8 protein-coding genes are annotated in these 12,306 nt (G+C 73.4%); 6 read left to right on the top strand and 2 right to left on the bottom strand.

Annotation, left to right across the window (positions count from 1 at the left end; translation table 11 throughout):
• Positions 1 to 443 precede the first annotated feature (443 nt).
• Entirely contained in the window at positions 444 to 1,010 is a 567-nt protein-coding gene (locus tag QSK32_RS16030) for an ABC transporter permease (RefSeq protein WP_285472366.1), read from the top strand.
• Here QSK32_RS16030 and QSK32_RS16025 read toward each other — a convergent pair.
• A complete protein-coding gene (locus tag QSK32_RS16025) occupies positions 977 to 1,702 on the bottom strand; it encodes an SDR family oxidoreductase (RefSeq protein ID WP_285472365.1) in 726 nt (241 codons plus the stop codon). The two genes, QSK32_RS16030 and QSK32_RS16025, sit on opposite strands and share 34 nt — an antisense overlap.
• Positions 1,703 to 1,779: 77 nt before the next feature.
• Here QSK32_RS16025 and QSK32_RS16020 point away from each other — a divergent pair, with 77 nt between their 5' ends.
• A complete protein-coding gene (locus QSK32_RS16020; RefSeq protein ID WP_285472364.1) occupies positions 1,780 to 2,616 on the top strand; it encodes a LysR family transcriptional regulator in 837 nt (278 codons plus the stop codon).
• A 37-nt stretch (positions 2,617 to 2,653) separates the two neighbouring features.
• Here the strand turns inward: QSK32_RS16020 and QSK32_RS16015 are convergent, their stop codons facing one another.
• The gene (locus QSK32_RS16015; protein ID WP_285472363.1) at positions 2,654 to 4,006 is read right to left on the bottom strand and encodes an amidohydrolase family protein; all 1,353 of its coding nucleotides are present in this window, start codon (positions 4,004 to 4,006) and stop codon (positions 2,654 to 2,656) included.
• 81 nt (positions 4,007 to 4,087) lie between these two features.
• Here QSK32_RS16015 and QSK32_RS16010 point away from each other — a divergent pair, with 81 nt between their 5' ends.
• The 4 genes from QSK32_RS16010 to QSK32_RS15995 are packed head-to-tail and all read left to right on the top strand — an operon-like array spanning position 4,088 to position 12,304.
• Complete coding sequence (locus QSK32_RS16010) at positions 4,088 to 4,654, top strand: TetR/AcrR family transcriptional regulator (protein ID WP_169792434.1); 567 nt, start codon at positions 4,088 to 4,090, stop codon at positions 4,652 to 4,654.
• The gene (locus QSK32_RS16005; protein WP_285472362.1) at positions 4,651 to 5,469 is read left to right on the top strand and encodes a sugar nucleotide-binding protein; all 819 of its coding nucleotides are present in this window, start codon (positions 4,651 to 4,653) and stop codon (positions 5,467 to 5,469) included. Before QSK32_RS16010 ends, QSK32_RS16005 begins: the two co-directional genes overlap by 4 nt.
• Entirely contained in the window at positions 5,466 to 10,322 is a 4,857-nt protein-coding gene (locus tag QSK32_RS16000; RefSeq protein ID WP_285472361.1) for a diguanylate cyclase, read from the top strand. The genes QSK32_RS16005 and QSK32_RS16000 overlap by 4 nt, the downstream gene beginning before the upstream one ends.
• Positions 10,319 to 12,304, top strand: coding sequence for a putative bifunctional diguanylate cyclase/phosphodiesterase (locus QSK32_RS15995; protein ID WP_285472360.1), 1,986 nt, complete (start codon positions 10,319 to 10,321; stop codon positions 12,302 to 12,304). The genes QSK32_RS16000 and QSK32_RS15995 overlap by 4 nt, the downstream gene beginning before the upstream one ends.
• Positions 12,305 to 12,306 lie beyond the last annotated feature (2 nt).

Below are 12,306 nucleotides of genomic sequence, written 5' to 3'. Positions count from 1 at the left end.
TGATCGGGAGTCCCCACCCCACACGCCAGCCCAGCCGAAACACGCACCCGAAACCGTGATCGGGTGCGGTCACCGCCGCAATCGGAAGGGCGGCCGCACCCAACCCCGTGATCGGAAGGGCGGCCGCACCCAACACCGTGATCAGGTGCACCCACCCCCCTCCAAGACGGTGCCCGCACCCAACCCCTCGACCGGGAGCCCTCACCGCCCCAGCACCCCGGACCGGCCGGCACCCGCACCCAAAACCGAGATCAGGAGCCCCCACCGCCGCACCCGGACAGGCGGCCGCACCCGAACCCGCGATCGGGTGCGGCCGTCACCCTCTCCAGGACGGTGAACGCACCCAACCCCTTGATCGGGTACGGCCAGCGACAGGCAGGGCGATCAGCGCACCCAACCCCTTGATCGGGAGCCGCTACCGCCCCAACCCCTCACACCATGCGGTGCACACACCCAAAACCAAGATCGGGAACCCCCACCCCCGCCTTCGGCAGGGTCAGCACACCCAACCGCTCGATCGGGAGTGGTCGGCGCCGGGCCGGCCGCGCCGGTCCCGTCTGGTCACGGTCAATTCGCTGGTCACCACGGCCGGCCTGGCCGCGGCGCTGACCGTGATGGCGCGGGAGCCCGATCTGGACGTTCCGGGTTACTCGGCGATGCGCGACGACCGGCTGACCCACGCGCTGATGCTGGTCCTCGGCATGGTCGTCGTGCTGGCGCTGTTCAACACGCTGGTCAGCACCTGGACGTCCGCGCTGGACGCCCGGCACACGCTCGCGGTGGCCCGGGCGCTCGGGGCGACGCCCGGGCAGACCGGTCTGGGACTGGCTGCGTCCCAACTGTTGCCCGCCCTGCCGGGTGTCGCGCTGGGCGTTCCGGTCGGTGTCTGGCTGGCGGCGACCCGGGAGAGCGCCCCGCTGTGGTCGATGGTCGCCGCCGTCCTGGGTGTGCTGCTGGTGACCGCGCTACCCGCGGCTCACCAGGGGATGACGCCCGCGTCGTTGAAGTAGCCGCCGGTCGGCCCGCCGTCGGGCAGGGTCGCCAGGTGGATGCCGATCGCGGCGCCCTGCTCGACGGTGCGCGTACCCCGGAAGCCGTTGAGGTCGGTGGCGGTGAACCCCGGGCAGCCCGCGTTGATCAGGATGCCGGTGCCGGCCAGTTCCTTCGCGTACTGGACGGTGACGCCGTTGAGGAACGTCTTCGACGGCGCGTAGGCGACCGCGATCGGCCCGGTCTCCCCGTCCGGGGTGCTCTGCAGGGTCAGCGAGCCGACCGAACTGGACATGTTCACGATCCGCGGCGAGGCCGAGCGGCGCAGCAGGGGCAGCATCGTGTTGGTGACCCGGACGACGCCGATGACGTTGGTCTCGACGACGGTCCGGATGGTGTCCAGGTTGGCCGTGGTGGGCTGCTGGTCGAAGCCGCCGGTGATGCCCGCGTTGTTGACCAGCACGTCGAGCCGGCCGCACTGTTCCTCGATCTGCGCGGCCGCGGCGGTGACGCTCGTGTCGGAGGTGACGTCGAGCGGCACCCCGAACGCGTCGGCGCCACCGGCCCGCAGTTTCGCGACGGCTTCGTCACGGCGGGTGTCGTCGCGCGCGCCGACGCCGACCCGGTATCCCTGGGCGCCCAGGCCGGCGGCGATCTCGTACCCGATGCCCTTGTTCGCTCCGCTGATCAGCACGATCTTCTGTTCGCTCATGCCGGTAAGCCTCGCGGTGATCGGCCGGGGGCTCCAACACCGTCTGGGTCGTGACCGATACCCGTAGGGTATGGGTCATGGAGACGCGGGAGTTGCGCTATTTCATGGCGGTCGCCGAGGAGCTGAACTTCGGCCGGGCCGCGACTCGTCTCGGCATCGCCCAGCCGCCGCTGTCCCGGGCGATCCAGCAGCTCGAACGGCGGCTCGGCGTGGACCTGCTGACCCGCACCAGCCGGTCGGTGGCGCTGACCGAGGCCGGTGCGGTGCTGCTGCGCGAGGGCCGGGCGGCGCTGGACGCGGTCGATGCGGCCGCGCGCCGGGCCCGCCGGGCCGCGAAGACCGATGCCAGGCTGGTCCTGGTGGCCAAGGCAGGCGCGTCGGCCGAGCTTCTTGCCAAGATCCTTGACGGGTACGCGGCAGAGCCCGGCGCCATCGAACTCGAGGTGGAGTTGTGCGGTGTCGGCGAGCAGGAACCACGCCTGCGCGACGGGCGGGCCGACGTGGCCCTGCTGCACCGGCCGTTCGACTCGCTGTCCGGTTTCGACGTCGAGGAGCTGACCACCGAGTCCCAGGTGGTGCTGCTGCCCGCCGGCCATCCGATGAGCACCCGCGGCTCGCTGACCATGGCCGAGGTGGCCGCCCTGGACCTGCCGCTGCCCCGCTGGCCGCTGCGCGACGGCACGTACCCGCCCGGCCCCGGCCCCGAGGTCCGCGACCCGGCGCAGATCCTGCAGCTGGTGGTCCTGGGCCGGGCGATCGTGGTCCTGCCCGACTCGGTGCGGTCCCAGATCGGCGGCGGCGTGGTGGCCGTCCCGGTCCCGGACGCCCCCCTGGTGACCACGGTGATCGCCTGGCCCCCGCAGAGCCGCTCCCGCGCTCTGGCCACGCTGATCCGGGTGGCCACCGGGCTATGAGCGCAGGCCCGCCGGGCTATGAGCGCGGGGCAGCCGGCTATGAGCGCGGGGCAGCCGGGGCGTTGGCGGCCATCGACTGCGCGAACTGGGCGAGGAACCCGTCCGGCATGGTGGGCAGCAGACCGCCCCGGGCCGCGATGGCCGGCTCGAGTCGCTGCCAGGCCGCGGTGACCAGGTCGATCGCCCGGCGGCCCGCGTCGCCCACCAGACGGCCGTCGCGTTTGCGGACCTCGCCGGCGACCAGCACGGTGTCGACGTCCGCGGCGCGGGCGTTGAGCACGTACCCGGCCAGCGGGTCGGTCAGCGGCGCCTGGTGCAGGCCGTCGTGCCGGACCAGGAGCACGTCCGCCTGCTTGCCCACCTCCAGGGAGCCGATCCGGTCGGCGAGCCCCAGCGCGGCGGCGCCGCCGAGGGTGGCCGCGTGCAGCACGTCCGCCAGGCCCGCCGGCCGCCCGGCCATGGCGCCGGCGATCGTGCCGTCCTGCTCGTGGGCCTCGGTGAGGCGCAGGGCCAGGCGCATCGTGCGGAACGGGTCGGCCGGGTTGTTGGTCTGGATGTCGGTGCCCAGGCCGACGGTCACGCCGAGGCGGCGGGCCCGGTTCCAGGCCGGGTGGCCCATGCCCATCTGCGACTCGGTCTCCGGGGTGGAGGCGAGCGCCGCCCCGGCTTCGGCCAGCGACCGTAGTTCGTCGTCGCTCGCCTGGTTGGCGTGTGAGAAGAGCTGGCGGGGGCCGAGCAGGCGGGCGTCGCCGAGCCAGGTGAGGTCGGGCGGCATGTCGGCGAGTGAGCGGGAGTGCTGGGTGAGGAGCAGGCCGTTCTCGGCGGCGAACCGGAACTCGGCGACGGTCTGTTCCCAGGGGACCGAGCCGGTGTCATTGGCGGCCACACCGATCTCGACCAGCGGGTTCGGCGGGCGCAGGGTCAGTAGGTGGTCGCGGGTGGCCGGGTCGCCGAGTCCGTAGGCCCAGACCGCGCGGATGCCGGACTCCCCCACCGCGCGCAGTGCCTCGGCGGCGTGTTCGGGCGTGACGGCGGCGTGGTCGTGGTCGATGGTGGTGGTGATGCCCGCGTCGAGTGCGGCCACCGCCCCGGCGTAGCTGCCGGCGAAGACGTCGTCGGGGGTGTGCGCCGCCCGGTGGTGCAGCAGCACGCCCCACAGGAAGTCGACTATCGACCACTCGGCGGTCACGCCCCGTAGCGTCGTCTCCCAGAGGTGGTGGTGGGTGTCGACGAAGCCGGGTGCGACGAACATGCCACGGGCGTCGATCACCGGACCGTCGCCGGCGGGCAGGCCCGTGCCGGCGGCGGCGATGCGGTCTCCCTGGATGAGCAGGTCCATGCGGCGGAAGGTCGCGCCGGACAGGACGAGACCGCCCTTGATCAGGGTCATCGGTACTCCAATGTTAGAGGCTTACACATCGACAGTATGGGAGAATGTGAGAGACTGCAACATCGAATACGAGGAGTGACCGTGAAGCGTGCGGGCTACCACCACGGCGACCTGCGCAACGCGCTGCTGGAGGCGACGATCGCGCTGGTCCGCGAACGCGGCGCCCGGGGCTTCAGCGTCTCCGAGGCGGCCCGCCGCGCCGGGGTGTCGATCACCGCGCCCTACCGGCACTTCGCCGACCGGGAGGCGATGCTCGCGGCGGTCGCGCTGCGCGGCTTCACCGAGCTGGAGGAGGCGTTCACCGAGCGCACCGAGGAGGACCCGGTGGAACGCCTGGTCGCCGTCGCCGACGCGTACGTGGCGTTCGCCCGCGCCGACCCGGCCCGCTTCGAGGTGATGTTCGCGTCCGGCGTCGACAAGGACGACCATCCGGACGTGCTCGCGCAGGCGTACCGCGTCCAGCAGATGCTCCTGGACGCGGTGGGCGGCCTGGCACCGGGCGACCGGGAGCGGCGGGCCGCCGAGTTCTGGTCGATCGCGCACGGGGTGGCGGCGCTGGCGACCGAGGACCGGCTGCGCTACCTGACCACCGACGTCGGAACGCTTGCCGGCACCACGGTCCGGGCGTGGAGCGCGGGTCTGCGATGACCTTTCTGATCATCGGGGGCAGCGGGCTCCTCGGCCGGGAGCTGGTGCGGCAGCGCGACGGCCGGGCGACGACCGCGACCGACAGCCGCAGCCTCGACATCCGCCGCCGCGACGACGTGTTCGCGTTGTTCGAACGGCTGCGGCCGGCGGTGGCCGTCAACGCCGCGTACCGGCAGGACGACTGGGCGATCACCGCCGACGGCGCCGCGACCGTCGCCGCAGCGGCGGCCCGCACCGGGACCCGGCTCGTCCACGTCTCCAGCGATGCGATCTTCGGTGGGCGCCCGGAGCCCTACGACGAGGACAGCCTGCCCGGCCCGACGAGCGCGTACGGCGCCGCCAAGGCGGCCGCCGAGACCGCCGTCCGCGGACTCACCCCGGACGCGGTGATCGCCCGCACCTCGCTGATCATCGGGGACGGGGACTCGCCGCAGGAGCGCCTCGTCCACGCGCTGGCCACCGGCGTGCGCGACGGCGCCCTGTTCACCGACGACATCCGCTGCCCGGTGCACGTCACCGACCTGGCCGCCGCGATCCTCGAACTGGCCGCCGACCCGGGACGCCACGGCGTACACCACCTGGCCGGCCCGGACGCGATCAGCCGCCACCGGCTGGGCGTGCTGGTGGCCCGCCGGGACGGCCTGGACGAGACCCGGCTGCGCCCGGCGCTGCGGGCGGAGACGGCCCTGCCCGGCGGCCGGGAGGTCCGCCTCGACAGCACCCGGACCACCGCCGGGCTGCGCACCCGCCTGCGCGGTCCCGGCGAGTTCCTAATCCTCAACGCGGGCCCGCCGGAGCCGATCGTCAGGGGGTGAGGTCCGACGGCCCGGGAGAACTGCTCTACGACAGCGACCGCACCCATGTCACCCGGATCCGCGCGGCGGACGGCACGTGGGTGGTCCGCAAACAGCCGCTGGGGCCGGGTGCCGCCGAGCGCCTGCGCACCGAACGCGACATCCTGGGACGCCTGGCCGGTGTCCCGGGGACGCCCCGGCTCGCCGACGTGGAGGCGGAGGACGGCGAACTGCTCCTGGTGGCGATTCCCGGGCGTACCCTCGCCGAGATCCCCTCCCCCTGGGCCGCCGGGCCGCTGATCAAGCTGGCGCACCGCCTGGCCCTGGTCCTGGCCGGCGTGCACCGGCACGGGGTGATCCACCGGGACGTGAGCCCGGCGAACATCCTGATCCCGGCCGACGAGGGGCACGAGCCGGTGCTGCTCGACTACGAGCTGGCCACCACCGCGGTCCAGGACGGTGCGGCGGCCGAGCGGATCGAACTGGCCGGGACGCTGCCCTACCTGGCGCCGGAGCAGACCGGGCGGACCGGACGGCCGGTCGACCACCGGGCCGACCTGTACGCCCTCGGCGCCACCCTGTACGAGCTGGCCACCGGCGCTCCGCCGTTCGGCCGGGACCGCGATCCGCTCAGCCTCACCCATGATCATCTGGCCCGGGTGCCGGATCCGCCGTCCGAGGCGCACCCGCAGGTCCCGGCCGCACTGTCCGAGATCATCCTGCGGTTGCTGAGCAAGGAGCCGGGCCGGCGCTACCAGAGCGGTGAGGGCCTGGCCCACGACCTGGCGGTGCTGCGGGACCGGTACGCCCGGGGCGTCCCCGGCGTGTTCCCGCTCGGCGAACGGGACTTCCCGCTGCGGCTGCCCCCACCGGCCCGCCTGATCGGCCGGGCCGAACCGCTGGCCGCGCTGAACGGCCTGCTCAGCGAGGCGGTCTCCGGGCACAGCGTGCTGGCGGTGGTGACCGGCCCGCCCGGGGTGGGCAAGACCGCCCTGGTCGACCGGCTGCGACCGGCCGTGGCGCGGGCCGGCGGCCGGTTCGTGGCGGGCAAGTTCGCCCAGTTCGGTCACGACATCGGCGGGGACGCCATCCGGGAGGCGTTCGACCTGCTCGGCAACCAGCTGCTCGCCGAACCGGACGAGGTGGTCGCGGTCCTGCGGGAACGTCTGCAGGAGGCGGTCGGCGCGGACAGCGGCCTGGTCGGCATGATGATGCCGCCGTTCCGGGCGCTGCTCGGGGTGGAGCCGTCCGAACCGGCCGGCGAGGATCCGCGGTCGGTCTTCGCCCGGCTGCGCCGGGCCGCGCTGACCCTGCTGCGGACCCTGGCGAGCAGCGACAGCCCGGTGGTCTTCTTCCTCGACGACCTGCAGTGGGCGTCGCCGGGGGCGTTCCGGTTCCTCGACGACGTGCTCGACGCCGACCTGCCCGGCCTGCTGGTGCTCGGCGCGTACCGGGAGGAGGAGGTCGACGAGACGCATCCGCTCTCCGCGATCCTGGCCCGGATACGGCGCGAACGCGGCGACAGCCGGGAGGTGCGGCTGGCCAATCTCGGTCACGCCGAACTGGCCGCGCTGATCGCGGCGATGCTGCGGATGCCGGAGTCCGACGCCGCGCCGCTGGCGTCACTGCTGGCGATGCGGACCGGCGGGAACCCGTTCGACACGATGGAACTGCTCAACGCGCTGCGCCGGCAGGGTGCCCTGGTGCCCGCGGGGGCCGGCTGGTCCTGGGACGACGACACGGTGCGCCGCTTCGTCGGGCACGGCGACGTGGTGGATCTGCTGGGCGCCCGGATCGAGGCGCTGCCGGCGCCGACCCGCGACCTGGTCGAGGTGATGTCGTGCCTGGGCGGCGAGGTGGACCTGAACCTGCTCCGGGTCGCCGGCGGGCTGCCCCGGGAACGGGTGACGGCGCTGCTGCTGCCGGCGGTGGCGGACGGTCTGCTGGTCCGCGACGCGACCGTGGTGCGGTTCCGGCACGACCGGGTGCAGCAGGCGGCGTACGGGCGGCTGGACGATCAGGCGCGCGCCGAGCGGGGGCTCGCACTGGCGCGCCGGCTCGCGGCGGATCCCCGGCACGCGGCCGCGGCGGCGCCACAGTATCTTGCGGCCGCTGAGCTTCTCCGCGTACCCGGAAAGGCTCTGCCCGGAGAGCGGGTGGCCGCAGCCGATCTCCTGCGGCGGGCCTCGGCCGCCGCCCGGCTGGTCGCGAACCAGGCGGGGGCCGAGCTTCATCTCGCGGCCGCGCTGCGTCTGCTGACGACAACCGATGCGGGGTACGCGGAAACGACCGCCGAGTGGCATGCGGCGCTGTGCGCGCTCGGCCGGTTCGACGACGCCGACCGGGTGTTCGGCGAGATCATGGCCACCGGCGGGGCGCCGGTGTGGCTGGCCGGCCCGGTCGCCGAGCAGGTCGGCGCCCTGAGCAGCAGGCTGCGGATGGCCGAGGCCCTGGACCTGGGCCGGGACATGCTCGCCCGGCTCGGCGTCGACGTGCCGGACCGGGCCGCGATGGGCCCGCGCATCGGTGCCGGGATGGCCGCCTTCCACCGCTGGCTCGACACCGCGGGCGACGGCGCGGACCTTCCGGAGGTCACCGATCCGGCCCTGCTCGCACCCGCCCATCTGATCAACAGGATGCTCGCGGCGGCGTTCTACTCCGACAAGCAGACCCTGGCCTGGCTGGTGGTCGAGGCTGCCGCGCTGTGGACCGGGCACGGGGTCTGCGCGCCGCTGACCGGCACACTCGGCAACCTCGGCGTGGCGATCATCGCGGCCGGGGGCGACCGGCGCGACGCCTACCGGTCCATGCGGCACGTGCTGGCGGTGGGCGACGCACACGGATACGAGCCGCAGACCTCACAGGTGAGGTTCCTGCACTCCCTCGGCGTCGTGCACTGGTTCGAGCCGCTGGAGAACTCCATCCGGCTGGCCCACGAGGCCCGCGACGGCCTGCTGCGCGGCGGTGACCTGCGCAACGCGCTGTACACCTACTTCGCGGCGCTGCCGCAGCTGCTCGACCGGGCACCCGACCTGGCCACGGTGGACCGGGAGCGCCGGGACGCCGAGGCGTTCGCCGAACGGGTCGGCGCGAGCGGCGCCACCTCGATGTTCCAGAGCATCGGCCGCCTGATCCGGGCCCTGCACGGCGAGACCTCACCGCCCGGCACCCTCGGCGAGGGCGAGGACGGCTTCCTCGCCGGATTCGCCACCGACACTCCGGGGCAGACGTTCCACGCGATCATCCGGGCGCTGTCCGCCGCGATCTTCGGCGACGACGACACCCTGATCCGGGACAGCGATCAGGGCGTACGGGGTCTGCCGTCGATCCCCGGCAGCTACCCGAACACCCAGGCCCACGTGGTGGGGGTGCTCGGCGCCGCGGCCCGGGCCCGGCGGAGCACCGGCGCCGAGCGGGAGGCAGCGCTGGCCGAGGTGGACCGGTGCCGCGACTTCCTGGCCGCCCGGGCCGCCGACCAGCCGGCCAACTTCCGGCACCTGCAGCACTTCGCCGAGGCGACCCGGGCCGCCGCGCACGGCGACTACGCGGCCGCGGCGCTCGCCTACGACGCGGCGATCGTGGATGCCGGCGGGCGCTCCTGGCACGGTCCGCTGATCACCGAGCGGGCGGCGCTGTTCCACCTGGCGTACGGGCTGGAACACGTCGGCACCCGGCTGATCGCCGAAGCCTGCCAGGGGTACGCGGCGTGGGGCGCGACCGGCAAGGTGCAGCAGCTCAAACGGGAGCACCCGGTGCTCGCCACGGCACTGTCCGGGGCGTGGACACCGCGCGCCGCGACCCAGGGCCGCGCTCACAGCCTGACCCTGTCCAGCGAGGTCATCGACCTGATGGCGGTGCTGGACGCGGCCCGGGCGCTGAGTTCGGAGACCTCCCTGGAACGGCTGCGGATCCGGGTGCAGCACGTGCTCAGCCAGCTGACCGGCGCCACCGCCGTCCACATGATCGTGCGTGACGACCGCGGCGACGGCTGGATCCTGCCCGGCGAGGGCACCGCACCCACCGCCGAGCAGCTGCCGCTGACCGTGGTCCGCTACGCCGAACGCACCGGCGAGCCGATGCTGGTCGAGGACGTGACCCTGGACGACCGGGTGAGCCGCGACCCGTACCTGGCCGGGCTGGACCACTGCTCGCTGCTCGCGGTGCCGGTGCTGGGCCACGGGCAGCCGCGGGCCATGCTGCTGCTGGAGAACCGGCTGAACCGGCGGGCGTTCTCCACCGGGCGACTCAACGCGGTCGAGCTGATCGCCGGGCAGCTCACCGTGTCGTTGGAGAACGCCCAGGTGTACGCGTCGCTGGAACGCAAGGTGGCGGAACGCACCGAGGAACTGGGCGAGGCGAACCGGCAACTCGAGCTGCTGACCGTCACCGACCCGCTGACCGGCCTGCCGAACCGGCGCAAACTGACCGCGTTCCTCGCCGACGAGTGGCTGCGCTCGCAACGGTCCGGCGCCCCGATCGGCGTCGCGATGATCGACATCGACCACTTCAAGAAGTACAACGACCACTACGGGCACCAGGGCGGCGACGAGTGCCTGCGGACCGTCGCCGAGGCGCTGCGCGGCAGCGTGCGCGGCACCGACCTGGTGGCCCGCTACGGCGGCGAGGAGTTCTGCATCGTGATGCCCGGTGCCGGGCCGGTCAACGCGCTGCTCGTGGCGGAACGCGCCTGCCGGACGGTGGCCGCCCTGCGCGAGCCGCACGCCCTCGCCGACGAGGGTTTCGTCACGGTCAGCGTCGGCGTCACCGCCGGCACGCCGACCGTGCACACCGGCCCGGAGCAGCTCACCAAACTCGCCGACGAGGCGCTGTACGAGGCGAAGCGGGCCGGGCGCAACCGGGTGGTGAGCGGATGAACCTGCGCCTGTCGTCGTCGGCCGGCGTCAAGCTGCGCCGCACCCGGCAGTTGATGATCGCGCTGCTGGTCATCACCCTCGCCCTGCTCTCCGGGTACTCGCTGCTCGACAGCCGGCAGCACGGCCGGATCGTGCGGGACATCGTCGAACTGGGCGCGGAGGTCTCGGCGTACGAGCAGGCGGTGTATCTGTCGGCGTGGGAGATGATGCTGATCGAGGCCACCGTGAACGACCCGAACGGGCCGGAACGCCGGCAGCTGCTCGGGGTGGACGCTCAGACGTACCAGGCGACCCTGCGTATCTCGGCGAGCGACGTCGAGGACCAGGACCGGCTGGACACCGCGGCCATCGCCCAGCGCCAGGTCAACATCCGGCAGAGCATCTTCTACTTCCTGACCCTGCTGGACCGCGGGCAGACCGCCGCCGCCCGGGAGAACCTCGAGACGGTGATCGAACCGGCCTACCAGCACAACATGAACCGTCTCATCGCGCTGCGCGACACCCACCAGGCCCGGTACGACGACCACCAGCTCACCGCCCAGCAGGACTCCGAGCGCCTGCTCTGGGGCAGCATGATCAGTTTCGGGCTGAGCATGGTGGTGATCGCGTTGTTCGCCTGGTCCACCCGCACCCACCGGCTGCAGGTGGAACGGATGGCCGCCACCGACACGCTCACCGGCCTGCCGAACCGGGCCGCGTTCACCGCCCGTACCCAGCGGGCCCTGACCGCCCCGGACGTCCCCGGCGACTCCGGCGGCCTCACCGTGCTCACCGTCAACATCGACGGGTTCCGGCACGTCAACGACCAGCTCGGGCCGCACATCGGCGACCGGCTGCTGGCCGAGGCCGGATGGCGGCTGGCCGATGCGGTCCGCGACACCGACATGGTCGCCCGGCTCGGCGGCGACGAGTTCGCCATCCTGCTGCACGGCATGGCCCCGGAGACCGCGGAGACCGTCGCCGACCGGCTCCGCGAGGCCTTCGACCAGCCGTTCCAGCTCGACGACATCACCCTCGACCTGGAGATCAGCATCGGTGCGGCGACCGCCGTGGACGGCGACGACGTGGCCACCCTGCTCGGGCACGCGGACAGCGCCATGCACGACGCGAAGGAACAGCACGAGGGGTTCCGCCGGTTCACCCCGAGCACCGCGCAGGACACCACCGCCCGGCTCGGCCTGCTCGGCGACCTGCGCCGCGGGCTGGCCGACGACGAGCAGCTCACCCTGCACTACCAGGCCAAGATCCGGCTCAGCGACGGCACGCTGGCCGGGGTGGAGTCGCTGGCCCGCTGGCAGCACCCCACCCGCGGTCCGGTCTCCCCCGGCGAGTTCATCCCGGTCCTGGAGACGACCAGCCTGATCCACCGGTTCACCGACCGGGTGCTGGTCCTCGCGCTGCGCCAGGCCCGGGACTGGCTGGACGCCGGGCACCGGGTGCCGGTCGCGGTCAACGTGTCCACCCGCAGCCTGCTCGACGAGTCGTTCCCGCCCCGGCTGGCCACCCTGCTGAAATCCGTCGGGGTGCCGGGCGAGCTGCTCTGCATCGAGATCACCGAGCACACCGTGATGTCCGACCCGACGACCACCATCGACGCGCTGAACCGGCTCCGCGAACTGGGGGTGAAGGCGTCGATCGACGACTTCGGCACCGGGTACTCGTCCCTGTCGTACCTGAAACTCCTGCCCGTCGACGAACTGAAGATCGACCGGTCGTTCGTGGCCGACATGGTCACCGACAGCAGCAGTCACGCCCTGGTCGCCTCGGCGGTCGACCTGGCCCACAACCTGGGGCTGGCCGTGGTCGCCGAGGGGGTGGAGGATCCGGCGACCGCCGCCGCCCTCGCCGAGCTGGGCTGCGACACCGCCCAGGGCTACCACTTCGCCCGGCCGGTGCCCGCCGCCGACCTGACCCGGCGTTTCCTGGACCGTACGCCTGACGCGCTGTCCCTGTCCGTGCCTCCCGGGCCGGCGCGGCCGTAGGC

This window comes from Actinoplanes sp. NBRC 101535, assembly GCF_030269225.1.
In the GTDB taxonomy this organism is placed as follows: Bacteria; Actinomycetota; Actinomycetes; order Mycobacteriales; family Micromonosporaceae; genus Actinoplanes; species Actinoplanes rectilineatus.
Note: the sequence above shows the minus strand (reverse complement) of the source record. Positions and strands in the feature narration are given on the sequence as shown.

What these genes read in the sequence shown, in the direction of transcription:
- QSK32_RS16025 (WP_285472365.1), bottom strand. Translation starts at nt 1,702, where the DNA reads ATGAGCGAACAGAAGATCGTGCTGATCAGCGGAGCGAACAAGGGCATC.
- QSK32_RS16020 (WP_285472364.1), top strand. Translation starts at nt 1,780, where the DNA reads ATGGAGACGCGGGAGTTGCGCTATTTCATGGCGGTCGCCGAGGAGCTG.
- QSK32_RS16015 (WP_285472363.1), bottom strand. Translation starts at nt 4,006, where the DNA reads ATGACCCTGATCAAGGGCGGTCTCGTCCTGTCCGGCGCGACCTTCCGC.
- QSK32_RS16005 (WP_285472362.1), top strand. Translation starts at nt 4,651, where the DNA reads ATGACCTTTCTGATCATCGGGGGCAGCGGGCTCCTCGGCCGGGAGCTG.
- QSK32_RS15995 (WP_285472360.1), top strand. Translation starts at nt 10,319, where the DNA reads ATGAACCTGCGCCTGTCGTCGTCGGCCGGCGTCAAGCTGCGCCGCACC.